This window comes from Cupriavidus taiwanensis LMG 19424 (assembly GCF_000069785.1).
GTDB classification, from domain to species: domain Bacteria; phylum Pseudomonadota; class Gammaproteobacteria; order Burkholderiales; family Burkholderiaceae; genus Cupriavidus; species Cupriavidus taiwanensis.
The window spans coordinates 180,001-203,368 of the sequence record NC_010530.1 but is presented as its reverse complement, the minus strand read 5'-3'; the positions used below and the strand labels follow the sequence as shown (position 1 = coordinate 203,368).

Annotated in this window: 21 protein-coding genes and 2 rRNA genes (1 of these 23 cut by a window edge); 13 read left to right on the top strand and 10 right to left on the bottom strand. The window is 67.4% G+C overall.

Annotated elements, in window-relative coordinates; all coding sequences use genetic code 11:
* Positions 1–146 precede the first annotated feature (146 nt).
* Positions 147–1,814: a ShlB/FhaC/HecB family hemolysin secretion/activation protein gene (locus tag RALTA_RS16680; protein WP_012355041.1), complete on the top strand. Its 1,668-nt coding sequence runs from the start codon at positions 147–149 to the stop codon at positions 1,812–1,814.
* A 158-nt stretch (positions 1,815–1,972) separates the two neighbouring features.
* Here RALTA_RS16680 and RALTA_RS16675 read toward each other — a convergent pair whose 3' ends face one another.
* On the bottom strand, positions 1,973–2,179 hold the full coding sequence (locus RALTA_RS16675) for a dodecin (RefSeq protein ID WP_018004776.1): 207 nt from the start codon (positions 2,177–2,179) through the stop codon (positions 1,973–1,975).
* A 221-nt stretch (positions 2,180–2,400) separates the two neighbouring features.
* Between RALTA_RS16675 and RALTA_RS16670 the strand changes: the two genes are divergently transcribed.
* Positions 2,401–3,117 (top strand): phospholipase D family nuclease, encoded by a 717-nt coding sequence (locus RALTA_RS16670; protein WP_232347838.1) that lies wholly within the window; start codon positions 2,401–2,403, stop codon positions 3,115–3,117.
* A gap of 129 nt (positions 3,118–3,246) precedes the next feature.
* Positions 3,247–3,957 (top strand): dienelactone hydrolase family protein, encoded by a 711-nt coding sequence (locus RALTA_RS16665; protein WP_012355038.1) that lies wholly within the window; start codon positions 3,247–3,249, stop codon positions 3,955–3,957.
* Positions 3,958–4,081: 124 nt separating this feature from the next.
* On the opposite strand, the gene RALTA_RS16660 is transcribed toward RALTA_RS16665, so the two are convergent.
* Both RALTA_RS16660 and RALTA_RS16655 read right to left on the bottom strand, forming a co-directional pair.
* The gene (locus RALTA_RS16660) at positions 4,082–4,789 is read right to left on the bottom strand and encodes a glycine zipper 2TM domain-containing protein (RefSeq protein WP_012355037.1); all 708 of its coding nucleotides are present in this window, start codon (positions 4,787–4,789) and stop codon (positions 4,082–4,084) included.
* A gap of 130 nt (positions 4,790–4,919) precedes the next feature.
* Positions 4,920–5,378 carry a MarR family winged helix-turn-helix transcriptional regulator gene (locus RALTA_RS16655; protein ID WP_012355036.1) on the bottom strand — a complete coding sequence of 153 codons (459 nt, stop codon included), beginning with the start codon at positions 5,376–5,378 and terminating at the stop codon, positions 4,920–4,922.
* Positions 5,379–5,589: 211 nt separating this feature from the next.
* Between RALTA_RS16655 and RALTA_RS16650 the strand changes: the two genes are divergently transcribed.
* Positions 5,590–6,150 carry a YggT family protein gene (locus RALTA_RS16650; RefSeq protein ID WP_012355035.1) on the top strand — a complete coding sequence of 187 codons (561 nt, stop codon included), beginning with the start codon at positions 5,590–5,592 and terminating at the stop codon, positions 6,148–6,150.
* Between the two features lie 39 nt (positions 6,151–6,189).
* Here the strand turns inward: RALTA_RS16650 and RALTA_RS16645 are convergent, their stop codons facing one another.
* Positions 6,190–7,176 carry a LysR family transcriptional regulator gene (locus RALTA_RS16645; protein WP_041232424.1) on the bottom strand — a complete coding sequence of 329 codons (987 nt, stop codon included), beginning with the start codon at positions 7,174–7,176 and terminating at the stop codon, positions 6,190–6,192.
* 61 nt (positions 7,177–7,237) lie between these two features.
* On the opposite strand from RALTA_RS16645, the gene RALTA_RS16640 reads away from it, so the two are divergent.
* Both RALTA_RS16640 and RALTA_RS16635 read left to right on the top strand, forming a co-directional pair.
* Entirely contained in the window at positions 7,238–8,839 is a 1,602-nt protein-coding gene (locus RALTA_RS16640) for an MFS transporter (protein WP_041232423.1), read from the top strand.
* A 116-nt stretch (positions 8,840–8,955) separates the two neighbouring features.
* Complete coding sequence (locus RALTA_RS16635) at positions 8,956–9,795, top strand: IclR family transcriptional regulator (protein WP_012355032.1); 840 nt, start codon at positions 8,956–8,958, stop codon at positions 9,793–9,795.
* Between the two features lie 16 nt (positions 9,796–9,811).
* On the opposite strand, the gene RALTA_RS16630 is transcribed toward RALTA_RS16635, so the two are convergent.
* Entirely contained in the window at positions 9,812–10,630 is an 819-nt protein-coding gene (locus RALTA_RS16630) for a phytanoyl-CoA dioxygenase family protein (RefSeq protein WP_012355031.1), read from the bottom strand.
* 262 nt (positions 10,631–10,892) lie between these two features.
* Here RALTA_RS16630 and RALTA_RS16625 point away from each other — a divergent pair, with 262 nt between their 5' ends.
* The 5 genes from RALTA_RS16625 (at position 10,893) to RALTA_RS16605 (ending at position 16,987) form a co-directional block, all read left to right on the top strand.
* On the top strand, positions 10,893–11,819 hold the full coding sequence (locus RALTA_RS16625; protein ID WP_012355030.1) for an AAA family ATPase: 927 nt from the start codon (positions 10,893–10,895) through the stop codon (positions 11,817–11,819).
* A 5-nt stretch (positions 11,820–11,824) separates the two neighbouring features.
* On the top strand, positions 11,825–12,865 hold the full coding sequence (locus tag RALTA_RS16620; protein WP_025582867.1) for a DUF58 domain-containing protein: 1,041 nt from the start codon (positions 11,825–11,827) through the stop codon (positions 12,863–12,865).
* A complete protein-coding gene (locus RALTA_RS16615; RefSeq protein WP_012355028.1) occupies positions 12,862–14,832 on the top strand; it encodes a transglutaminase TgpA family protein in 1,971 nt (656 codons plus the stop codon). Before RALTA_RS16620 ends, RALTA_RS16615 begins: the two co-directional genes overlap by 4 nt.
* A gap of 86 nt (positions 14,833–14,918) precedes the next feature.
* Positions 14,919–15,407: a MarR family winged helix-turn-helix transcriptional regulator gene (locus RALTA_RS16610; RefSeq protein ID WP_041232422.1), complete on the top strand. Its 489-nt coding sequence runs from the start codon at positions 14,919–14,921 to the stop codon at positions 15,405–15,407.
* On the top strand, positions 15,404–16,987 hold the full coding sequence (locus RALTA_RS16605) for an MFS transporter (RefSeq protein WP_012355026.1): 1,584 nt from the start codon (positions 15,404–15,406) through the stop codon (positions 16,985–16,987). Before RALTA_RS16610 ends, RALTA_RS16605 begins: the two co-directional genes overlap by 4 nt.
* A gap of 171 nt (positions 16,988–17,158) precedes the next feature.
* Here the strand turns inward: RALTA_RS16605 and RALTA_RS16600 are convergent, their stop codons facing one another.
* Positions 17,159–17,491 carry a hypothetical protein gene (locus RALTA_RS16600; protein ID WP_018004792.1) on the bottom strand — a complete coding sequence of 111 codons (333 nt, stop codon included), beginning with the start codon at positions 17,489–17,491 and terminating at the stop codon, positions 17,159–17,161.
* A gap of 271 nt (positions 17,492–17,762) precedes the next feature.
* On the bottom strand, positions 17,763–19,229 hold the full coding sequence (locus RALTA_RS16595; protein WP_041232421.1) for a DegQ family serine endoprotease: 1,467 nt from the start codon (positions 19,227–19,229) through the stop codon (positions 17,763–17,765).
* Between the two features lie 179 nt (positions 19,230–19,408).
* On the opposite strand from RALTA_RS16595, the gene RALTA_RS16590 reads away from it, so the two are divergent.
* Complete coding sequence (locus tag RALTA_RS16590; RefSeq protein ID WP_012355023.1) at positions 19,409–19,885, top strand: MarR family winged helix-turn-helix transcriptional regulator; 477 nt, start codon at positions 19,409–19,411, stop codon at positions 19,883–19,885.
* A gap of 51 nt (positions 19,886–19,936) precedes the next feature.
* A complete protein-coding gene (locus RALTA_RS16585) occupies positions 19,937–20,359 on the top strand; it encodes an organic hydroperoxide resistance protein (protein WP_012355022.1) in 423 nt (140 codons plus the stop codon).
* Positions 20,360–20,422: 63 nt separating this feature from the next.
* Here the strand turns inward: RALTA_RS16585 and RALTA_RS16580 are convergent, their stop codons facing one another.
* The 3 genes from RALTA_RS16580 to RALTA_RS16570 all read right to left on the bottom strand — a co-directional run.
* Positions 20,423–20,710 (bottom strand): GIY-YIG nuclease family protein, encoded by a 288-nt coding sequence (locus RALTA_RS16580; protein WP_041232420.1) that lies wholly within the window; start codon positions 20,708–20,710, stop codon positions 20,423–20,425.
* Positions 20,711–20,821: 111 nt separating this feature from the next.
* Positions 20,822–20,935 (bottom strand): 5S ribosomal RNA (gene rrf / locus RALTA_RS16575).
* Positions 20,936–21,051: 116 nt separating this feature from the next.
* A 23S ribosomal RNA gene (locus tag RALTA_RS16570) occupies positions 21,052–23,368 on the bottom strand (it continues 562 nt past the right edge of the window).

Below are 23,368 nucleotides of genomic sequence, written 5' to 3'. Positions count from 1 at the left end.
GCGGGCAGCGGTGCTCACCTGATTCAACGTAGCGGCCACGCGCTGGACCGGCAGTATCGGCCAGCAGGCGCCCGGGGGTAGCGGCAATCCCCACGCCGGTGGCACGCGACGTCAATAGCCGCAGTGTTTCTTACAGGGGTTTTGCCATGCGTGCACGTCTTCGCGTTGCCGCGCTGCTGGTCGGCGTCGGCGCGTTCCATCACGGCCTGGTCCAGGCCGATCCGCGCAGCCCGGTCCAGGGCGATCCAACCCAGACGCTTCCCAAGATTGCACCGGCCCGGCCCGACAGCCGCGTGACCGTGCAGGTCGAGCGGCCGCAGCCCGCCATGCAGGACCTGCTCAACGCGCGCCTGACGCCGCGGCGCTTTCGCATCGAGGGCGCGAAGACGCTGCCGTTCGAGGAAGTGGCGGCGCAGTTCCAGCCGCTCGCCAACCGCGAGATCACGGTGGCGCAGCTGCTGGAAGCCGCCAATGCGGTGACGCAGATGTACAAGGCGCGCGGCTACCCGCTGTCGTTCGCCTTCGTGCCGGCGCAGGACTTTGCCAACGGCGATGTGCTTGTCACGGTGGTGGAAGGCTACGTCGCCAAGGTAACCGTGACCGGCAAGGCGGGCCCGGCCGAGCGCCGCCTGCGCGCCATCGCCGAGAAGCTGCAGCAGGACCGCCCGCTGCGCCAGGACCGCTTCGAGCACTACGTCAACGCGCTGGCGCTGCAGCCCGGGCTGCAGGTGGCGGCCACGGTGCAGCCGCCGACCACGACTGACGGCGCCTGCGAAATGGTGCTCGACGTCAAGCGCAAGCCCTTCACCTTCGGCACCGGCATCGAATACATGTCGCCGGGCCTGCGCGCCATCGCCACGGCCACCACCAACAGCCTGACGCCGCTGGGCGAGCAGATCTCGGTGTCGGCGCTGTTCCCCAAGGGCCGGGACAGCGAGGAGTACTACGCCGCCAGCTATGCGCAGCCGATCGGCACCGAAGGCATGGTCGCGCGGCTCAATGCCTCGCACTACCGCGGCGTGCCGCAGAACGCGACGCTGGCGCCGATCGGCTTCAACCCGCGCTATGTCAACGACACCAAGCGCATCGGCGGCACCCTGAGCTATCCGCTGCTGCTGTCCAACGCGCATACGCTCACGCTGACCGGCGGCGTCTACGGCGCCGACCAGTTCGAGCGCTATACCCATACCGCCACCGGCACCCGCGTCACGCTCGGCACCAATGTGCGCGTGGCCACCGCGGAACTGACTTACGTGCAACGCGGCGAAGGCGTCAGCCGCAACGCCACGCTGGGCCTGTACAAGAGCTTCGACGCGCTCGGCGCGAGCCGCGAGAACAACAGCAACGACCTGAGCTTCTTGCGCACGCGGCTGCTGCTGTCGCAATCGAAGGACCTGCCCGCGGGCTTTGGCCTGACCGTGGCCGCCGCCGGCCAGTACAGCGGCGACCGGCTGGCTTCGGGCGAGCAGATCAGCTTTGGCGGACGCTTCTTCGGCCTGGGCTACCCCGCCGGCGACGTCGCGGGCGACAAGGGATGGGGCGCGTCGGCGGAAATCAGCCGGCTGTTCCTGCCGGACCTGACCTATATGCGCACGATCCAGCCCTATGTGTCCGCCGACGTGGCGCGCGTGTATTCGAACAGCGTGTCGCTGTCGCACCGCAGCCTGTCCTCGGTCGCCCTGGGCGCGCGCTTCTCGGACCGGCGCTTCTACACGCTGGACCTGTCCGTGGCGCAGCCCGTCGGCGACAAGCCGACCAACGCCAGCCGCCGTTCGCCGCGCATCAATATGACCTACTCCTACCAGTTCGACTGAGCCCTGGTTTCCTGAAGGTTCCCTGCCCGGCCGGCGGCAGTTCAGCGCCGGCCGGATTTTTTTTACCAGGCTTCGGGCATGCCGAACGCTTCCCCGGTGCCTCGATATCGAAACACTCCAAGAACCTGGCCGGCGGCGCAGCGCGGCGCGGCGAGGACTCAGGTCACGCGGAAACCGACCTTCAACGTGACCTGGTAGTGCGCGATCTTGCCATTCTGGATATGGCCGCGCGTTTCCACCACTTCGAACCAGTCGATGTTCTTGATGGTCTCGCCGGCCTTGGCGATGGCGCTCTGGATGGCCTGGTCGCAGCCGTCGGGCGAAGAGCCGACGATCTCGACCAGCTTGTAGGTGTGGTTGGTCATGGCCTCTCCTTGGCGGCCGCCGCCGCAGGGGTTGCCTCCATCATAGGCGCCGGCCGCGGATAGCCCCAAGGCCGCCGCCGGAACGCCGTGCATGCCACAGATCCTGTTACACAATCCCGCTTTGCCAGTGGCGTATGCGGCTGCTACGCTGCGTTCCCGCCCCCGGACAGGTGCGGCGCGCGGCGCGCGCACGCTGTCCTTCACCGACGCCAAGATCCGCCGTGACTTATCGCTTCATTCGCCGGGCCGTGCTGGGCCTGGGCCTGGCCGCCGCTGTGTCGGCCTTCACTTCGTTCAGCCCCTTCGCGCTGCTGGCGCATGCCCGTTCGGCATCGACCTTCGACCAGGTGTCCGAGACCATCGCCGACAGCATCAGCGAGACCTTCAACGAAGCCATCGCCAACCACTTCCCGTCGCGCGCCGGCAAGCCCGCGCAACCGGCCCAGCCGCCCGATGCCAGGCCACTGCCCAGCAAGCCCTTTGCCGATGGCAGCGGCTACACCCTGTGCTTCGTGCCGGATGGCGCGAGCTGCCAGGCGCTGCTGATCAATGCCATCCGCAGCACGCGGCAGCGCCTGCTGATCCAGGCCTATTCGTTCACCAGCGCGCCGATTGCCGAGGCCGTGGCACAGGCGCACCGGCGCGGCGTCGACGTGCGCGTGATCCTGGACAAGAGCCAGCAGAGCGAGCGCTATACCAGCGCCACCTTCCTCAGGCACGCCGGCGTGCCGGTGGTGATCGACAACAAGCCCGCGATCGCCCATAACAAGGTGATGGTGTTCGACGACCAGGCGGTCTTCACCGGATCGTTCAACTTCACCAAGTCGGCGCAGGAGCGCAACGCCGAGAACGGCATGCTGATCCGCGGCGACGCGGCGGTGGTCAAGGCCTATACCGACAACTGGCACAAGCGCTACCGGCAGTCGCGCCCCTACTGAAGCCAGTTCGACGCGCCCCCCGTCTGCACGAAGCGGCGGGCGGTGGCACACTGGCGGGCTGACATGGCCGCATGGCACCGCGGCCGCCGCCCGTTTCGCTTGCCAGTCTTTACCGGAGAACCCCTTCCCATGACAGCCATTCCCGACAGCCAGTGGATCCGCGTCGACACCGACGCGGGCAGCTTCGATGCCTATTTGAGCCTGCCGCCGGCGGGCGTGCAGCCCGGCGCGCCAGGCATCGTGCTGCTGCAGGAGATCTTTGGCGTGAACGAGCATATCCGCGCGGTGGCCGACCAGTACGCTGCCGACGGCTATGCGGTGCTGGCGCCGGACGTGTTCTGGCGCCAGGCACCGCGCGTGCAGCTGGGCTACGAGGGCGACGACATGGCCCGCGCCATGGCCTTGCGCAAGGGCGTGGACGTGGCGGCCGCGCTCGACGATATCGGGGCCACGGTGCGGGTGCTGCGCCAGCATACCGGTGCCGGCAAGGTGGCCGCGGTGGGCTACTGCTTCGGCGGGCTGCTGTCGTACCTGAGCGCGGCGCGCGGACTGGTCGATGCCGCCGTGCCCTTCTACGGCGGCGGCATCCAGAACCAGCTGCAGGAAGCCGCGAACATCCGCGTGCCGGTGCAGTTCCACTACGGCGCGCTCGACGCGCATATCCCGCCCGACGCCGTGCAGGCCGTGCGCGACGCCATGGCCGGCAAACCCGGCAGCGAGATCCATGTCTACCCGCAGGCCGACCACGGCTTCAACTGCTGGGCGCGCGGCTCCTACCACCAGCCCAGCGCCGCGCTGGCGCACGGGCGCGCGCTGGTGTTCCTGTCGGCATCGCTGTAGTCCACACGAAAGGGCTGCCGGCAGGAACTCCGCCGCCTATGTGCTGTGGCTGCCTGCGTGCGCAGCGGCCTGATTTTTAACACCAGCTGCGCGAGGATGTGCGCAGCGGTCCGGTACGGACTTCTCAGTACGGCACGGCAACGCCGTTCTCGACCTTGACGCGGGCACCGACGCGCATCTGGTAGGCATCAGACTGCGTCAGCGTCAGGTAGGCGTTGTCGCTGGTGCGCACGCGCACCCGGTAGGCCGGGGCACTGGTGCCGGTGCGCTTCTCGACCTCGTTGCCGGCCACCGCGCCCGCCACGGCACCGCCGATCGTCGCCACGGTATTGCCGCGGCCGCCGCCCACCTGGTGGCCCAGCAGCCCGCCGACGATGCCGCCAACCACGGCGCCCGCGCCGCTGGTCGAGGGCGGCTGGCCCGGTACCACCTCGATACCCTCGACCCAGCCGTAGCGCACGCCGTAAGACTGGTTGCCGTAGCCGTTGCCGTAGCTGCCGTCCTGATACGACGGCTGCGGATACGGCTGCTGCGGATACGAAGACTGCGGGTAGTCCTGCTGCGGATAGCCTGACTGCGGATAACCCTGTTGCGGATAACCGGAGGCCTGCGGATAGCCCTGCTGCGCCGGGTAGCCACTGATGGTGGTGCCGCTGCCATAGCCCATGCTGCCGTAGCCGTTGTTGCCGTAGCCGTTGTTGCCATAGCTGCCGCCATAGCCCCCGCCATACCCTGCACCATAGCCGTTGTCGTAGCCATACGGCGTGGCGCACCCGGCCAGCGCACCGGCGCCAAGCACCGCAAGCACAACCGAACGAAGGGGGATGGACATGTCAGGACTCCTGCGCGCTGCGCGTATTGGGAATGCGCGCGAGTCTAGGGCCGCGGGCGGCCGGCGGGTGTCACCGGAGCTTGTGATTGGTAACCGCCTGTAACGGCAGGCGGAGCCGCCGCGGCGGTGCTTAGCCGCGCTCCGCGCCATCGTCGTTGAACTGCGTGATGCGGGCCACGCGGAATGCGCCGCGCAGCGATTCCAGCTCGGTCCGGTGGAGCATGGCCAGCCGGTTCAGGTAGCGCTCGCCCTTGGCGGTCAGGTGCACCTGCACCACGCGGCGGTCTTCGGGATTGAGCCGCCGCTTGACCAGCCCGGCGGCCTCGCTGCGATTGACCAGTGCCACCACGCCATGCTGCTTGGCTTGCAGGCGCTCGGCCAGTTCGCCGATCGAGGCCCAGTCCTTGTCGGCACAGCCGCGGATATGCAGCAGCAGCAGGTATTGCTGCACCGTCAGCCCCTCCTCGCGGGCCGCGTCTTCGGAGAACCGCAGGAAGCGGCGCAACTGGTAGCGGAAGTCGGACAGTGCCTCGAAGTCGGCCTTGCTGAGCGGGGCGGGTTGCGGCGACGCGGCGGACTTGCTGGGCATGGGCGGCAAAAAACGCGAAAGGGAGAGAAGGCGCGGCAATCCGCGCGCGCCCCGTGCGGGGCGCTCGCAATTATAGGGGCCGCCCGGCACACCGCCAGCCACGGCCGTGCGGCTTGGGACGGCGCATGCCGGTTTGCGCCGAGCGCGCCCCCGGCTATGGCAGAATCTGTGCGGTTGCAGACACCTTCACCCGTCACCGGAAAACGCACCGATGTTCTCGGAAATCGCCCTCTTCCTGCTGGATACCGTCTTCACCCTGTTCGGCATGGCGCTGCTGCTGCGCGTCTGGATGCAGCTGACGCGGCTGCCAACGCGCAACCCGGTGTCGCAGGGCGTGTTCCAGATTACCGACTGGCTGGTGCGGCCGCTGCGCCGGATCATCCCCGGCGTAGGCGGCATCGACTGGGCCACGATCCTGGCCGCATGGCTGACCGCGGTGGTATTCCTGGCACTGGTCGCACTGACCAGCGGCATCGACCTGCTGGGCTTCGTGCCCGCCATGCTGCTGACCGCCGTGCTCTACGTGCTGAAGTGGGCCATCAGCCTGGTCATGTGGGTCACGCTGCTGATGGCGATCCTGTCGTGGGTCAACCCGCACTCGCCCATCACCCCGGCCATCGACCACCTGACCGCGCCGGTGCTGCGCCCGATCCAGCGCGTGGTGCCACGCCTGGGCGGCTTCGATATCTCGCCGCTGGTGCTGTTCGTGATTGCGCAGATCCTGCTGATGGTCATTGCCCGGCTGGGCGCGGGCATCATCGGCCTGCATTGAAGCCGGAACCGGCGCGGGACCCTGCGCCCGCCGGCGACCTCAACCCGCCGTGCGGGCTTCTCCCGGCGCCAGCCCGTCCGCGGCGGCATCCAGCCCGGCGTCCCGCGCCGTCTCCGCCTCCCCCTCGGGCGGCAGCTCCGACACCATCATCGATTCGATCGCTTCCATGAAGGCGCGCACCTTGCGCGGCTGCAGGCGCCGGTCCGGCAGCAGCGCGAACACGCGCAGCGGTGGCAGCGGATAGTCGGGCAGCACGCGCACCAGCCGGCCCTGCGCGACCTCGGCCTCGCAATAAATCACCGACAGCCTCGCGATGCCCAGTCCGGCCAGCGCGCCCTGCAGGCGCAGTTCGGCGTTGTGGGTCTGCATGCGCGGGCGGATCGGCACCGATACGGTCTGGCCGTCGCGGGTGAATTCCCAGACAGTGTCGCCGGGCGTGGTCAGCGTCGGCATATTGGCCAGGTCTTCCGGGCGCAGTTGCGCCGGCAGGCTGGCCGCGAGCGCGGGCGCGGCGAACAGGCCGCGTTCGACGTGGTAGATGCGGCGGGCCACGGTGCCGGAGTCTGGCAGGTCGGCGTCGACGATGACAAAGGCCACGTCATAGCCGTCGCGGATGGGGTCGACCAGGCCCTGCGTGATTTCCACCGCCACATCCAGCGCGGGGTGTGCCGCCAGCGTGCGGCAGATCACGCCGCCCAGCTGCTGCGCGCCGAATTCATAGGGAGTCGCGATGCGCAGCACGCCCTGCACGCGTTCCTCGCGCGCCAGCGTTTCCTGGCGAATCTCGCGCAGCCGCGCAAACAGCGGCGCGACATCGCGATAGACCGCCTTGCCCGCATCGGTAAGGCGCATGCGGCGCGTGGTGCGCTCCAGCAGCTTGGCGCCGATGGCCGTTTCCAGCCGCGCCACGGCGGCCGACACGCGCGACTTGGGGCAGTCGAGCTGCTCCGCCGCGGCCGTGAACGTGCCCTGCTCGACCACGCAGCAGAACGCCTCCCAGTCATTCCATTGGATTGTTTCGTTCACCGGACAATGTTTCCCTGACAACCTGTAGTTCTCGACGGTGGGCCTACATTATGCTTGAGCGATGCAACAAAGGTCTGTCCCAGCCGGACCGGACGCCCTGGCCCCCGCAGTTCCGGCAACTCCCGCCCCCACCCCAACCACGCCCGCGCGCCCCCGCATGCAGCTTGCCAGTCACCCGGAAATGGGCCACTGGCGTCTCTCATTGTTCGGTTTGACGCTGGGTCTGGTGACCGGCATCGACTTCTCTTCCACGCTGATGATGGGCGTGGCCAGCCAGCATATCCAGGGCGGCGTCGGGGCGGCTCCCGAAGACTACCTGTACGCGATCTCCGCCTACGCCGCCACCGCGGTGCTGATGAACATGGTGCTGGACCAGCTCGCGCGCCGCATCACGTACAAGCGCTTCACCATGGCGTCGCTGCTGGTGTTCATCGCGGGCTCGCTGATCTGCGCGGAGTTTGCCAGCCCGGCCGGGCTGATCACCGGCAAGGCGGTGCAGGGACTGGGCGCGGGCGGCCTGTTCGCGGCCTCGCGCATCCTGGTCCAGCTGGTGTCGACGCCGGCCGAGCGCGGCCCGCTGATGCTGCGCTTCGGCGGCGGCGCGTTCTCGATGCTGGCGATCACGCCGTGGCTAACCAGCATCTTCCTGGACGATATCGGCTGGCGCGCGGTGTTTCTGTTCCAGGCCGGCATTGCGCTGCCAGTGCTGCTGTCGGTGGCGCTGACCTACCCGGCACCGGCGCCGCGCGATTCGCATCCGCCGGTGTCGACGCTGGACTGGCCCGCCGCCATCGCCGCCGCACTGGGCGCGCTGGTGTTCCTGCATACGCTGCAGGAAATGCGCTACACGCGCTTCTTCAGCTCGCTGGAGATGCCGCTGGCCGCGCTGTGCGGGGTGGCGCTGTTTGCCTTCAGCGGCTGGCGGCTGTACCGCCATCCGGACCCGTGGATCGACTTCTCCCGCCTGGCCGGGCGCCAGTACCTGTATGGGCTGGGCTTCTATACGCTGTACTACCTGCTGTCGTCGGCGTGGTCGTTCCTGCTGCCGACGCTGACGCAGACCGGGCTGGGGCTGACCTTTCGCACCACCTGCATGCTGCTGTCGACCAGCGGCACGGTGTCGGCCATTGGCGCTATCGTGATCACGCTGGGCATGGCGCTGGTGTTCCGCAAGCGGCGCGTGATCGCGATCGGATTTATCGTCTACGCCTGCGCGGCGCTGCTGCTGTCGACCCAGCTGATGCCGGGCGCGCCGGACTACGCGCTGGTGCCGGTGGTGCTGCTCGAAGGGCTGACGCCGGTGCTGCTGATGGTGCAGGTGGCGTCGATGACCTACCTGGACGTGCCGGTCGAGGACTTCTCGCACGCCTACCAGTTCAAGAACGTGTGCAAGCAGATCGCCTCGGCGATGGGCACCGGCCTCGCCAGCGTCTTCATGCAGGACGGCCTGGCGCAGCACCGCACCCACCTGGTCGAGCACATCACCCGCTTCAACCCGGTGCTGCAGATGCCCGATGCGCTTTCCGCGGCGGGACTGGCCAAGCTCTCGCAGGAAGTCGACCGGCAGGCGACGCTGCTCGCCGGCATGGACCTGCTGCATGGCTTTGCCGCGCTGTGCGTGGCGGGGGCGGTGTTCGTGCTGGTGCAGCGCAGCTTCCGCTGAGGCCCCGGTATTGGCCGCCGCGGGCTGTCCGGGCCCGGTACTGGCGCAATCCCGGCATTTCCTCTACCCTTTCGGCCTTTCCGTGCCAATCCGGCGAACCGCGCCGGGCTACGCAGATGGCCAGTCCCACCGATTCCCGCCAGACCCCGCCGCCAGCATCGCCGACCGCCGACAGCGCCGCCACGCCCGAAAAGCCGAGCGACAGCTATGTGCAGTCCTTTGCACGCGGGCTGTCGGTGATCCGGGCCTTCAACGCACAGCACCCGGCCCAGACCCTGACCGAAATCGCCCAGGCCAGCGGCCTGACGCGCGCCGGCGCGCGCCGCATCCTGCTGACGCTGGTGGGGCTGGGCTATGTGCAGGCCGACGGGCGCCTGTTCCGGCTCACGCCCAAGATCCTGGACCTGGGGTTCGCCTACCTGACCTCGATGCCGTTCTGGAACCTGGCCGAGCCGATCATGGAGTCGCTGTCGCAGCAGGTCCATGAAAGCTGCTCGATCTCGGTGCTGGACGGCACCGAGATCGTCTATGTGCTGCGCGTGCCGGCGCGCAAGATCATGACCATCAACCTGTCGATCGGCAGCCGCCTGCCGGCGTACTGCTCGTCGATGGGACGGGTGCTGCTGGCCGGGCTGAGCGAGGCCGAGCTGGATAGCGTGCTGCGCGCCACCGACCTGCGCGCGCGCACCGGACGCACCGTGACCGACGTGGACGCGCTCAAGGCCATCGTCGCCGATATCCGCCAGCGCGGCTGGGCCCTGAACGACCAGGAGCTGGAGGAAGGACTGGTGTCGCTGGCCGCGCCGATCCGCAACCGCGCCGGCCACACCATCGCCGCCATCAACATCAGCGGCCAGGCCAACCGCACCAGCGCGCAGGAGATGCTGGAGCGCTTCCTGCCGCCGCTGCTCGAAGCCTCGGAGAAGATTTCCGGGCTGGTCGGGCTGCGCACCTGAGCGCGGGCCGCGCGGCTCAGGCCGCGGGCAGCTCCACGCTGCCGAACTCGGCCGAGCGCGTGCCGTCCAGCGGCCGGTTGCTGGCGCCGAAATACGCGAACGCCACCGACAGCTTGACCGCGTTGGACGCATTGCGGCCGGCCGCATGGAACAGCCGGCTGTCGAAGCAGAGCACATCGCCACGATGCAGCGCCAGCGGCTGCGCCGCGTCCAGCAGCGGCTGGCTGGCGGGGTGGGCTTCGATCAGGAATTCGGCCGGGTCCAGCTGGCCGGGCTCCAGCTTCGCCTGGTGCGAACCCGGGATGACGCGCAGCACGCCATTGCGCTCGTCCTCGTCGCCCAGCGCCAGCCACACCGTCACCAGTTCCGGCCGCGCAAACGACCAGTAGCGGGTATCGCGGTGCCAGCCGGTCTGGCTGCCGTAGTGGGGATGCTTGGTCATCACGCAGTTGTGATGCGCCAGCGTGATGCGGGCGGGCTCGCCGAGCAAGGCCTGCACCACGGCCACCAGCTTCGGGTCGCTGGCCCAGCGGCGAAACACCGCGTCGCGCCCGTAGGCCTGTCGCAGGCGCCTGACCGTGCTGCCGCCGGCGGCATCGCGCGTGGCCGGGGCGCCGGGATAGCCGAGGTCGGCCTCGAACTCCACCGGCGGCACCGCCCCGGCGAGATGCTGGCGCGTCACCGCTTCCAGCGCCGCGCACGTCGGCTCGTCGGCGAAGCCGCGCAGGATCACGAAACCGTTGGCATGGAACGCCTGCGCCAGGCGCAGCAGCGCGCCGGCATCGGCAGACAGGGTGGAAGCGGGCAGGTCGGCGCAGGGATCCAGCGAGGTCATTGCAGCAGGCGCGGCGCAAGGCCGCGCAAAGAGGCGGAAAGAAGAACAGGGCCGCGGTGGCCCGACAGGCTCATGATGCCAGAACCAGCGCCATCTGGCGCAGGCGCCGCATCCGCATCCTGTGGGCCCTGCGGGCGCCCGGCCGCCTGCGTACGGCAACAGACGGTCGCGCATGGCGTGCGCGCCGCTACAATGCGCTGGTCTTTGCCCGATAATTGCTGCACCAACCGCGTCTTTTTCAGGCTCTGCGCCGAGGTCCAACGTGACTGCACGCCCCCGCATCGTCGCTTCGCTGGCCGAGGCCCAGGCCCAGCTGGGCCGCATTGTCGTTGGCAAGCCCCAGCAGTTGCGGCTGGCGCTGGCCTGCATGCTGGCACGCGGCCACCTGCTGCTGGAAGACGTGCCGGGCGTGGGCAAGACCACGCTGGCGCATGCGCTGGCGCGTACGCTGGGTCTGCACTACCAGCGCGTGCAGTTCACCAGCGACCTGTTGCCGGCCGACCTGATCGGGGTCTCGGTATTCGTCCGCGACGCCGGCGAATTCCGCTTCCACCGCGGCCCCGTGTTCGCGCAGGTAGTGCTGGCCGACGAGATCAACCGCGCCCCGCCCAAGACCCAGAGTGCGCTGCTCGAGGCAATGGCCGAGGGGCAGGTGACCCATGACGGCGCCACGCATGCGCTGCCGTCGCCGTTTTTTGTCATCGCCACGCAGAATCCGCTGGAGCAGATCGGCACCCATGCGCTGCCCGAATCCCAGCTGGACCGCTTCACCATGCGGCTGTCGCTGGGCTACCCCGACCCCGCCTTCGAGCGCGTGCTGTACCTGGGTGGCGCCAGCGCGGCGGAGTTGCCGCCGGTGATGGATGGCGGCCAGGTGCTGGCGCTGCAGGAAGCGGCCGCACAGGTGTACGCCAGCCCGGCGCTGGTCGACTACGTGCTGGCGCTGGTGCAGGCCACGCGCAGCCACGGCGGCTTTGCCGCGGGGCTGTCGCCGCGCGCCGGGCTGGCGCTGCTGGCCTGCGCGCGGGCCTGGGCACTGCTGGCCCAGCGTGACCTGGTGCTGCCCGAGGACGTGCAGGCAGTCTTCATGGCGGTGGCGGCGCACCGCGTGTTGCCGGCCGGGGCCGGCGGCCACGCCGCCGTCGACGGCCAGCTGGCCGCGCTGCTGGCCGGCGTGGCGATTCCCTGAGCGCCATGGCGGCGCGCAAGGGCGTGCTCGGCGGCACGCCTCGCCTTCCACGGCGCCGCGCCGCAAGCCGGCGCCCTGGTGGCGGTGCGGGCGGCGCGGGCGGCGTGGTGGTGCTGGACCGCCGCCATCTCTATATCCTGCCCACGCGCGGCGGGGTCGGCTTTGCGGTGGTGCTGGCCGCGATGCTGATGACCTCGCTGAACTACAACATCAGCCTCGGCTTTGCGCTGACCTTCATGCTCGCCGGCATCGGCATGTCATGCATGTGGCTGGCCTACCGCAACCTGCTCGATCTCGCCGTCGCTGCGGGGCCGGTGGCGGCGGTCCATGCCGGGCAGGACGCGGTGTTCCACGTGCGGGTCGACAGCCGCGGCGGCGACGCGCGCATCGGCATCGAGGCGCGCCTGGCCGCCATGCCGGAGATCGCTGCCGCGACGCTGACCCTCGATGCCAATGCCAGCGGCATGCTGGCACTGCACGTGCCGGCGCCACGCCGGGGCCGCCTGGCACTGCCGCGCGTGACGATCGCCAGCCGCTTTCCGTTCGGCCTGTTCCATGTCTGGAGCCATGCGGACCTGGAGCTGTCGACGCTGGTCTTCCCGGCGCCCGAGCCCGGCGCCCCGCCGCCGCCGCCCGTGCACCGCCCCGACGATGGCGACGGCGCGCAGGCCGCCGCCAGCACGTCGAGCAGCGAAGACGGCATCGACCAGCTGCGCCGCTACCGCAGCGGCGACCCGCTGCACCGCATCGCGTGGAAACACAGCGCGCGCACCGGACGCTGGCTCAGCCGCGCCGGCGATCCGCCGCGCCAGCCGGCGCGCTGGCTGGACTGGCACGCGCTGCCCGCCGGCATGGAGGCCGAGGCGCGGCTGTCGCGCCTGTGCGCGTGGCTGCTGGCCGCCGGCGACGAGGCCGAGATCGGCCTGCGGCTGCCCGGCATCGAACTGCCGCCGGCGCGCGGCGCCAGCCACCGGCGCGCCTGCCTCGAGGCGCTGGCCTTGTGGCCGCAACGTCCCGGCACCGACCGCGCCGCGGCACACGTATGAAGACCGCACCCCGGCCGCTGCGGCACGAAGACCATGGCCTGCTGCTCGGCCAGCTGGCGCTGGTGCTGGCGCCGCAGGCGCGCACGCTGCCGGTGGCGGTCAGCCTGCTGCTGGTGCTGTTGCTGGCGTGGCGCTGGCTGCTGTGGCGGCGGCGGGCACCGCTGCCGTCGCGCTGGATGCTCGGCACGACGGCGATGCTGGTGCTGGTAGTGGCGTGCGCGCTGGTGTGGCAGGACGGGGGCGGCATCGGGCGCGAGCTGGCGGTGGCGTTGCTGGGCGCCTTCGTCATCCTCAAGCTGCTGGAATGCCGCGCGCTGTCGGACGCGACCCTGGTCACGCAGCTGTCGTTCTACCTGCTGCTGACGCTTTACCTGTCCGACCAGCCGTTCTGGCTGGCGCTGTACAGCCTGGCCATCGGCGCCTGGGTGCTGCGCAACTGGCTGTTGCTGCATCACCCCGAGGCACGCAGCCGGCTGGCGATCTGGCCGCTGCTGGGCCGCATGGCGTTGCTGGGCTTGCCGTGGGCGCTGGCGCTGTTCGTGCTGTTCCCGCGCCTGGAGCACCCGCTGTGGCAGCTGCCCCAGTCGGCGCCGAGCGGCACCACCGGCATCAGCGACACCATGCGCCCGGGCAGTGTCGGGCAGCTGATCCGTTCGCCCGAGGTCGCCCTGCGCGCCGAAATTGCCGGCCCGCCGCTGCCGCCGGCCGCGCTCTACTGGCGCGCGCTGGTGCTGTGGGAATACGACGGCATCACCTGGCACCCGGCGCGGCTGCGGCGCCAGCAACTGGCGCCGGCGGCGGGCGCCGGCGGCACGGCGGGCCTCGACATCACCATCACGCTGGAGCCCAGCCGGCAGCGCTGGCTGTTCGTGCTCGACCGCGGCCAGGCGCTGTCCGCCGGCGCCGATGCCGCGATCACGCCGGACGGCGAGTTCATGGTGCGTCGGGCCGTGGACCAGCGCATCCGCTATCGCACGCACTCTACGCTGTCACCGCCGGCGGAAACGCTGTCGCCGGCCACGCTGCGGCTGGCGCTGAGCCTGCCGCCCGGCAACCCGCGCGCCCGCGCGCTGGCCGCGCAATGGGCACAGCGCCATGCCGATCCCGCGGCACGCGTGCAGGCTGCGCTGCGGCTGTTCGCGGCCGCGCCCTTCGCTTATACGCCGACGCCGCCGCCGCTGGGGGCCGAACAGGTCGACAGCTTTGTGTTCGACACCCGGCGCGGTTTCTGCGAGCACTACGCCAGCAGCTTCGTCTTCCTGATGCGCGCCGCCAGCGTGCCGGCGCGCGTGGTCACGGGCTACCAGGGCGGCGAGTACAACCCCATGGCCGGCCACTACGTGGTGCGCCAGTCCGATGCCCACGCATGGGCCGAGGTCTGGCTGGATGGCCGCGGCTGGATGCGTGTGGACCCGACCAGCGCGGTAGCGCCCAGCCGCATCGAGCAGGGCCTGGATGCGGTGGTCGGCAACGAAGCCGCTGACTGGCGACCGTCGCGGCAACCGGCGTGGCTCAAGGATTTGCGCTGGGCCTACGAGGGCATGGTCTACACCTGGCAACGCTGGGTGCTGCAGTACGACCATGCGCGGCAGCAGCGGCTGCTGCAGGCGCTCGGCACCAGCGCCGGTGCCGGGCCGTTGCTGGCGGTCGTGCTCGGCGTGCTGTGCCTGCTGGCGCTGGTGCCCCTGTGGCGGCGGCGCGCACCGGCGGACCCGGTCGGCGCGGCCTATGCCCGCTTCTGCGCCGTGCTGGCCCGCCACGGCTGCACGCGCGCCCCCGCCGAAGGCCCGCAGGACTTTGCCGCGCGGGCCAGCGCCCAGCTGCCGGCGGCCGACCAGGCGATCGCCGCCGTCAGCGCCGCCTATGTCAGCCTGCGCTATGGCGACCTGACGGCCGACACGCATGCGCAAGCGCTGGCCTCGATGCACGCCGGCATCCGCCGGGTCGCGGCGGCATTGCGGCGGTAACCGGATGGCGGCATCCGCGCGGTTAGCTACAAATGATATAATTACATTCGTAACTATATCGATTGTTATCAATTCGCCGCCCCGCCATGTCATTCGAGCAACGCATCGACCGCTTTTGCGCCAGCCACCCTGAAGCCCCGCGCGACCTGATCCTGGCCTCGCGGCTGCTGCTGCGCACCGCACGCCTGCTGCGCGGCCATATCGACCAGGCCCTGGCGCCCTTTGAATTGGATATGAGCCAGTACCTGGTGTTGAGCATGCTGGCCGCCGACGAGGGTGAACCCAGCATGCCGTCCGAACTGGGCGCCACGCTCGATGCCACCCGCACCCAGATGACACGGCTGCTGGATGGCCTGGAAACGCGCGGGCTGCTGCGCCGGCGCGCGTCGGCCAGCGACCGGCGCAGCCTGGAGTTGAGCCTGACGCCGGCCGGCCGCCGCCTGCTCGAGCGCGCCGCCCCGGCGGTGCACGGCGCCTATGGCGCGGCCTGGGCGCCCCTCGGCGCAAGCGGCCTGGCCAGTGCCACCCGCACGCTCAGCGTGCTGCACCAGACGCTGGAGACGCTGCAGCCATGACTTCGGGATCGGCCTGGCGGCCGCTGTGGCGATTGCGCGCAGGCATGCGGTGGCTGCGCTGGCTGAGCCGCCCGCAGCGCCAGACCCTGCTGATGCTGCTGCTGGCGCTGGCCACGGGCGTGGAGTTCCTCGAGAACATCATGTTCGTGTTTGCTTCCAGCCATATCGTCGGCGGCCTGGATGCCGATCCGCGCAGCTTCGCGCTGGTGCAGGCCGCCTACGCCGTCGGCAGCATGCTGATGATTCTGAAGCAGCAATGGCTGTCGCGCCGGTTCGGCTACCGCCATTACCTGACCGGGGCGCTGCTGCTGTTCATGGCCGGCACCGGCGTGGCCGCAACCAGCCATGCGCTGCCGCAGATGGTGGTGGCGCGCTTCATCCAGGGCCTCGGCGGCGGTGCCTTGTTCACCAGTTGCCGCATCCTGGTCAACGTGCTGTTCGGGCCGGCGGAGCGGGCGCGCGCCACGCGCATCTTCATGATCGGCATTTTCACGGCCTCGGCGCTGGCGCCCGCCTTCGCCGCCGAACTGATCGAGCACGGGGTCTGGCAAGACGTGTTCTATGGCGTGCTGCCGTTCGCCGCGCTGGCGACGCTGGGCGCTTGGCTGCTGCTGCCGGATGCCGAGCCGCGCGCCGGCGCCGACGGCCCTGCACTGGGACCGCTGCTGCTGTTCGGTGCCGCCATCGTGACCTTGCAGGCGGCGCTGACCGAAGCGCGCTTCGACGTGTTCTCGCATCCGCTGCGCCTGGCCCTCGTTGCCGTGGCCGGGCTGGTGCTGCTGTCGCTGTTCCTGTGGCACCAGTGGCACCACCACGCGCCGGTGCTGCACCTGCGCGCGCTGCGCCAGCCGGTGTACCTGACCGGCCTGGCGATGTACTTCGTGTACTACATGGTCAGCAACCTGAGCGGCTACCTGTTCCCGATCTATGCCGAACAGGCGCTGAAGATTCCGCTGGCCACCACCGGCTGGCTCAATACCTTCGCCGCGCTGGTCAGCCTGGCCGGCATCTTCGTCTACCTGCGGGTCGCGCCGCGCCTCGCGCGCAAGAAGCCGCTGATGGTCGCCGGCCTGGTGCTGATGGCGGCCACGGCATGGTGGTTTTCGCGGATGCCGCCCGACGCCGGGCCGCCGGCGCTGGCGTGGGGACTCGTCGGCAAGGGCCTGTTCGGCGTGCTGGTGATCATTCCCATCGCCGGGCTGACGTTCCGCGCGCTCAGCCCGGATGCGTTTGCCCACGGCTACCGCAGCAAGAACCTGATGCGGCAGATTGCCAGCTCCTTTGCCTCCGCGCTGGGCGCCGTGCTGCTGCAGAACCGCCAGTTCGCGGTGCACGACAGCCTGCTGCACGCGGTCGGCCAGCGGCCGGCCGAGGCAGAACACTGGCTGGCCGGGATGCAGTCGGCGCTGGCGGCGCGCGGCTTCGATGCGGCGCAGGCACATCAGGGCGCGCTGACGCAACTGAGCGCGCTGCTCACGCAGCAGGCCACCTTGGTCGCCTGCGAGGATATCTATCGATTGATTGCCGCACTGGCGCTCGGCGCGGCCGCGTACATGCTGTTGCAGCGGCGGCTTGCCTGAGCGCTGCGCGCCTCGCGACACTGGGCTGGCAACAACTGCGCCGGCTGCGGGCTACGCCTGGGACTGCGGGGGACGACAGGGAAGGTCAGGGAGAAGCGAAGGCACCGCGCGCAAAGCGTGGGCGCGGACGGGTCGCAGTGCCGGCGGGCGCGGCACCGGCGAAGATCCTGCTCAGAACAGCGACAGCTGGCGCATGCCGAAACCGATGGTCTCTTCCACGCGCGCGCGGGCATGGGCCAGCGAGCCTTCCGCGCCGGAGTAGTTGCCGGCGGCCCAGTGGTAGACCACGGGCAGCTCGCCGCGCTCGGACAGGCGCACTTCGCCGAGCTTGTCGCCACGCTCGTTGCGGTAGAAGTGCGAACGGTAGCCGCGCTCCCAGTGCGGAGCGACCTCTTTCTTGCGCCGCCGGGGCTTCGGCGCGGAGCCGGTGGCAGACGTCGTGGACGTCAGTCGCCGCGCTCTATCGGTACCCGGCATCGGGGCACGGGTGAAATCCAACTGCATAGACTTCCTCTTTGTCGATTCAGCAGAACCAGGGCCGGCGGGGGCTGCCGCCGCATGCTTCGTGCATCGCAGTCGAGATGATACCTGCTGGCGCGCTTTCTGTAAGTAGTTCGTTGCGCTGAATCCCGCCTCCGGTAAGGCTTAGCGGGCCGTATACCGGCACGTATACCCGCCTGTTTACGTGTCGGTATACGTGCGGGTATACGGCCCGCGAAGGCGTCGAAGCCTTGCTGGTTAACGGCTTGCGGGCACGCAGGGGTGCCCGCGAGGATCAACCCAGATCGAGCGGAATGAAGATGCGCGCATCATCGCGCTGCACCAGCAACGCTACCTGCTTGCCCGACTTGCCCACCAGCGTGCGCAGTTGATCGACCGATGCGATGGGCGTGCCGTTGAGCGACAGGATCACGTCGCCGGGCTGGATGCCCACGCGCGCGGCGGGGCCGGTCACGTCCTCGACCACCAGGCCGCCTTCGATCCCGCTTTCGCGCTTCTCCGCCGGCGACAGCGGGCGCACGGCCAGCCCCAGACGGCCATTGGCCTCCTTGCCGCCCGCTTTCTGCGCCACCGCCTGGTCCCGCGCGCTGCCGACCGTCACCGACAACGTCATCGGCTGTCCCTTGCGGATGATCTTCAGCGAGCTCTGCGTGCCGGGCTTGATGTCGGCCACGTGCTCGGGCAAGTCGCCCGAATGGTCGATCACGTCATTGTTCAGCTGCACGATGACGTCGCCCGGCTTCAGTCCCGCGCGCGCCGCCGGGCTGTCCGGCTCGACCGAGTTGACCAGCGCACCGGTCGGCTTGGGCAGGCCGAACGACTGCGCCAGCGCCTGGTTGACCTCCTGCACGCTGATGCCGAGGCGCCCGCGCGTGACCTTGCCGTGCGCCACGAGCTGCTGCTGCACCTTGGTTGCCACGTCGATCGGGATCGCAAACGAGAGGCCCTGGTAGCCGCCGGTCTGGCTGTAGATCTGCGAGTTGATGCCGACCACCTCGCCGCGCTGGTTGAACAGCGGACCGCCCGAGTTGCCAGGATTGACGGCCACGTCGGTCTGGATGAACGGCACGTAGGTATCGTCAGGCAGCGAGCGCGACTTGGCGCTGACGATGCCTGCGGTCACCGTGTTCTCGAAGCCGTAAGGCGAGCCGATCGCCAGCACCGGCTCGCCCACGCGCACCTGCGACGGGTCGCCCAGGCGCACAGTAGGCAAATCCCTGGCATCGATGCGGATCACCGCCACATCGGTCTGCGGGTCGGTCCCCAGCACCTTGGCCTTGAACTCGCGGCGGTCGGTCAGTTTGACTGTCACTTCCTGCGCGCCGTCGACGACGTGCGCATTGGTCAGGATCAGGCCATCGGGGCTGACGATAAAGCCCGAGCCCTGCCCGCGCACCAGTTGCTGCGCGCCGCCTTGCGGCCCCTGGAACTGCGGGCCGAAGCGCTTGAAGAACTGGAACAGCGGATCGTCCGGATCGATGCCGGGCGGCATCTGTACCGCGGTGCGCTGGGCGCGCGCGGTCACGCTGATATTGACCACGGCGGGTCCGTACTGCGCGACGATGCCGGAGAAGTCCATCGGCCTGGCAACGGCAGCCGCCGGCTGGGCGGCCGCCACGACGGGAGCGGGAGCCGCATAACCCGGGGTGATGACTTCTCGCTGCAGATAGGCATAGCCGCCGCCGAGCGCGGCCAGCGCTGCGATACCAACGGCGGTGCGAGCAATGGTCTGGCGCATCATAGGTGTTCCTTTCCTTTTAGCATCTGGCGTCGGCACGATGCGACGCAACACCGTCATGCTAGCGACCAAGACTTAAAACAGACTTAAGGCTTGCGGTCCCACGCCCCCGCTACGCGCCCACCGACCAGGCGCCCGAAAATTTATCTTGCACACAATCTAATTGCGTCTAATATATCGCTATGGAACGCGACAACGGCCCCCACACCGACTGGCTTTTGCTGGACCACCAACTATGCTTTGCGCTGTATTCGAGCTCGTTGGCGATGACCAAGCTGTACAAGCCACTATTAAGTGAGCTTGGACTTACTTATCCGCAGTATCTGGTCATGTTGGTCTTGTGGGAGACGGAAACGTTGTCGGTCTCGGAACTCGGCAACCGCCTGGCGCTGGATTCGGGCACCCTGACGCCGCTGCTGAAGCGGCTGGCCGTGTCGGGTCTGGTGACCCGCACGCGCGACGCGGCTGACGAGCGCAGGGTCCTGGTCAGCCTGACTGACGCCGGCCGTGCGCTGCGCCGGCGCGCCGAGGGGATTCCTGAACAGATGTTATGTGCCACGCAATGCCCGGTCGAAGAGATCCAGGCGCTGACGCGGCGCTTGCATGCACTGCGGTCGACGCTCGAACAAGCGCGGACCGATTCCAGCTTGCCGGACTGACGGCAGGCATTAATGATGGCGCCCCTGGGGGCAACCAAACCGGAGCCTTAGATGAAACTCGAGAAAGTCGTATATACCGCCCATGCCACCGCCACCGGCGGCCGCGATGGCCGTGCCACCACGTCCGACGGCCAGCTCGACGCCAAGCTCGCCGTGCCCAAGGAGATGGGGGGTGCGGGTAACGGTCTGAATCCCGAGCAATTGTTCGCAGCCGGATATTCGGCATGCTTCCTCGGTGCGATGCGCTATGTCGCCAGCCAGCAGAAGATCAACGTGCCCGCCGACGCATCGATCCAGGGCGCAGTCGGCATCGGTCCCATCCCGCAGGGCTTCGGTATCCAGGTCGAACTGAAGATTTCCTTGCCGGGCTTCGAGCGTGAAGCCGCCGAGAAGCTGATCGAGCAGGCGCATCAGGTGTGCCCGTATTCGAACGCGACCCGCGGCAATATCGACGTTACGCTGACCCTGGTCTGAAGCGGCAAGCCAGAGTGAAACGGCCCGCATCGCAAGCGCGATGCGGGCCGTTTTTTCTTCACTTCACACAGTCTGGTGCTGCGCGTCGAGGGCCGGAAGCTGAGCGCAAAATGATCGCTTCTGCGCCGAACTCATGCGTTTGATTTCGATTTCCGCCTTCAACGCTTCCGACTTGGTGGCGAAGCGCATCTGACCGAGCACGCGCAGCGGCTTGCGTGAGCGCGTATATTTGGCGCCCTTTCCGGACTGGTGTTCGGCAAACCGGCGGGCCACGTCCGTGGTGATTCCGGTATAAATGGAATCGCCGGTGCATTCGAGGAGATAGAGATACCAGGCGCAGTCAGCGGACATGTGCGGAAATGAAAAGCTGCGGCAATGGTATTACGGCGCCAAGGGCGCTGGCGAGCGCCAAAAACAAAACCCCTCGCAGCACACGCTGTCGAGGGGTTTTGCACAATAAGAGCCTGGCGATGACCTACTTTCACACGGGTAATCCGCACTATCATCGGCGCGGAGTCGTTTCACGGACCTGTTCGGGATGGGAAGGGGTGGTTCCAACTCGCTATGGTCACCAGGCATGAGGGGTTGTGACGCTGGGGTTGAGGCCAGCGTCACGAATCGGGATGTAGTGTTGGTTGTGTGTGTATCGAGGCACAAGGCGATCGACTCACCAGGTGAAACACACTGGTTATAGGATCAAGCCTTACGGGCAATTAGTACTGGTTAGCTTAACGCATTACTGCGCTTCCACACCCAGCCTATCAACGTCCTGGTCTCGAACGACCCTTCAAGGAGGTCAAGCCTCCAGGGAATCCTCATCTTCAGGCGAGTTTCCCGCTTAGATGCTTTCAGCGGTTATCTCTTCCGTACATAGCTACCCTGCGATGCCTCTGGCGAGACAACAGGTACACCAGCGGTACGTCCACTCCGGTCCTCTCGTACTAGGAGCAGCCCCCGTCAAGATTCCAACGCCCACGGCAGATAGGGACCAAACTGTCTCACGACGTTTTAAACCCAGCTCACGTACCTCTTTAAATGGCGAACAGCCATACCCTTGGGACCGGCTACAGCCCCAGGATGAGATGAGCCGACATCGAGGTGCCAAACACCGCCGTCGATATGAACTCTTGGGCGGTATCAGCCTGTTATCCCCAGAGTACCTTTTATCCGTTGAGCGATGGCCCTTCCATTCAGAACCACCGGATCACTATGTCCTGCTTTCGCACCTGCTCGACTTGTCGGTCTCGCAGTTAAGCACGCTTTTGCCATTGCACTTTAGGTACGATGTCCGACCGTACCAAGCGTACCTTCGAACTCCTCCGTTACACTTTGGGAGGAGACCGCCCCAGTCAAACTGCCTACCATGCACTGTCCCCGACCCGGATTCACGGGCCAAGGTTAGAACCTCAAACAAACCAGGGTGGTATTTCAAGGACGGCTCCACGTGAACTAGCGTCCACGCTTCAAAGCCTCCCACCTATCCTACACAGATCGGTTCAAAGTCCAATGCAAAGCTACAGTAAAGGTTCATGGGGTCTTTCCGTCTAGCCGCGGGGAGATTGCATCATCACAAACACTTCAACTTCGCTGAGTCTCGGGAGGAGACAGTGTGGCCATCGTTACGCCATTCGTGCAGGTCGGAACTTACCCGACAAGGAATTTCGCTACCTTAGGACCGTTATAGTTACGGCCGCCGTTTACCGGGACTTCAATCAAGAGCTTGCACCCCATCATTTAATCTTCCGGCACCGGGCAGGCGTCACACCCTATACGTCCACTTTCGTGTTTGCAGAGTGCTGTGTTTTTATTAAACAGTCGCAGCCACCATTTTATTGCAACCCCTTCACCCTTCTGGCGCAGGCCAGTCAAGCTACCAGGGCGTACCTTATCCCGAAGTTACGGTACCAATTTGCCGAGTTCCTTCTCCCGAGTTCTCTCAAGCGCCTTAGAATACTCATCTCGCCCACCTGTGTCGGTTTGCGGTACGGTCTCGTATGACTGAAGCTTAGAGGCTTTTCTTGGAACCACTTCCAATTGCTTCGCAGCACTAGGCCGCTCGCCCCATAGCCTTGAATTCCGCGCCCGGATTTGCCTGAGCGCCTTCTCCACTACAGGGACCGGGACTTCCAACACCCGGACAACCTTCCGCGATCCGTCCCCCCATCGCATCATACGACGGTGCAGGAATATTAACCTGCTTCCCATCAGCTACGCATCTCTGCCTCGCCTTAGGGGCCGACTCACCCTACGCCGATGAACGTTGCGTAGGAAACCTTGGGCTTACGGCGAGGGGGCCTTTCACCCCCTTTATCGCTACTCATGTCAGCATTCGCACTTCTGATACCTCCAGCATCCTTTACAAGACACCTTCACAGGCTTACAGAACGCTCTCCTACCACGCACTTGCGTGCGTCCGCAGCTTCGGTGACTGGCTTAGCCCCGTTACATCTTCCGCGCAGGACGACTCGATCAGTGAGCTATTACGCTTTCTTTAAAGGGTGGCTGCTTCTAAGCCAACCTCCTGACTGTTTTAGCCTTCCCACTTCGTTTCCCACTTAGCCAATCTTGGGGACCTTAGCTGGCGGTCTGGGTTGTTTCCCTCTTGACACCGGACGTTAGCACCCGATGTCTGTCTCCCGTGATTGCACTCTTCGGTATTCGGAGTTTGCTATGGCGGGGTAATCAGCAATAGACCCCCCAACCATGACAGTGCTCTACCCCCGAAGGTGAGACACGAGGCACTACCTAAATAGTTTTCGGAGAGAACCAGCTATTTCCAGATTTGTTTAGCCTTTCACCCCTATCCACAGCTCATCCCCTAACTTTTCAACGTTAGTGGGTTCGGTCCTCCAGTACGTGTTACCGCACCTTCAACCTGGCCATGGATAGATCATCTGGTTTCGGGTCTACACCCAGCGACTCAACGCCCTGTTCGGACTCGCTTTCGCTACGCCTTCCCTAACCGGTTAAGCTTGCCACTGAATGTAAGTCGCTGACCCATTATACAAA

Excerpts from the sequence above, each read along its gene's own strand:
- RALTA_RS16680 (WP_012355041.1), top strand. The coding sequence starts at position 147 with ATGCGTGCACGTCTTCGCGTTGCCGCGCTGCTGGTCGGCGTCGGCGCG.
- RALTA_RS16675 (WP_018004776.1), bottom strand. The coding sequence starts at position 2,179 with ATGACCAACCACACCTACAAGCTGGTCGAGATCGTCGGCTCTTCGCCC.
- RALTA_RS16665 (WP_012355038.1), top strand. The coding sequence starts at position 3,247 with ATGACAGCCATTCCCGACAGCCAGTGGATCCGCGTCGACACCGACGCG.
- RALTA_RS16660 (WP_012355037.1), bottom strand. The coding sequence starts at position 4,789 with ATGTCCATCCCCCTTCGTTCGGTTGTGCTTGCGGTGCTTGGCGCCGGT.
- RALTA_RS16655 (WP_012355036.1), bottom strand. The coding sequence starts at position 5,378 with ATGCCCAGCAAGTCCGCCGCGTCGCCGCAACCCGCCCCGCTCAGCAAG.
- RALTA_RS16650 (WP_012355035.1), top strand. The coding sequence starts at position 5,590 with ATGTTCTCGGAAATCGCCCTCTTCCTGCTGGATACCGTCTTCACCCTG.
- RALTA_RS16640 (WP_041232423.1), top strand. The coding sequence starts at position 7,238 with ATGCAACAAAGGTCTGTCCCAGCCGGACCGGACGCCCTGGCCCCCGCA.
- RALTA_RS16635 (WP_012355032.1), top strand. The coding sequence starts at position 8,956 with ATGGCCAGTCCCACCGATTCCCGCCAGACCCCGCCGCCAGCATCGCCG.
- RALTA_RS16630 (WP_012355031.1), bottom strand. The coding sequence starts at position 10,630 with ATGACCTCGCTGGATCCCTGCGCCGACCTGCCCGCTTCCACCCTGTCT.
- RALTA_RS16620 (WP_025582867.1), top strand. The coding sequence starts at position 11,825 with ATGGCGGCGCGCAAGGGCGTGCTCGGCGGCACGCCTCGCCTTCCACGG.
- RALTA_RS16615 (WP_012355028.1), top strand. The coding sequence starts at position 12,862 with ATGAAGACCGCACCCCGGCCGCTGCGGCACGAAGACCATGGCCTGCTG.
- RALTA_RS16610 (WP_041232422.1), top strand. The coding sequence starts at position 14,919 with ATGTCATTCGAGCAACGCATCGACCGCTTTTGCGCCAGCCACCCTGAA.
- RALTA_RS16605 (WP_012355026.1), top strand. The coding sequence starts at position 15,404 with ATGACTTCGGGATCGGCCTGGCGGCCGCTGTGGCGATTGCGCGCAGGC.
- RALTA_RS16600 (WP_018004792.1), bottom strand. The coding sequence starts at position 17,491 with ATGCAGTTGGATTTCACCCGTGCCCCGATGCCGGGTACCGATAGAGCG.
- RALTA_RS16595 (WP_041232421.1), bottom strand. The coding sequence starts at position 19,229 with ATGATGCGCCAGACCATTGCTCGCACCGCCGTTGGTATCGCAGCGCTG.
- RALTA_RS16590 (WP_012355023.1), top strand. The coding sequence starts at position 19,409 with ATGGAACGCGACAACGGCCCCCACACCGACTGGCTTTTGCTGGACCAC.
- RALTA_RS16585 (WP_012355022.1), top strand. The coding sequence starts at position 19,937 with ATGAAACTCGAGAAAGTCGTATATACCGCCCATGCCACCGCCACCGGC.
- RALTA_RS16580 (WP_041232420.1), bottom strand. The coding sequence starts at position 20,710 with ATGTCCGCTGACTGCGCCTGGTATCTCTATCTCCTCGAATGCACCGGC.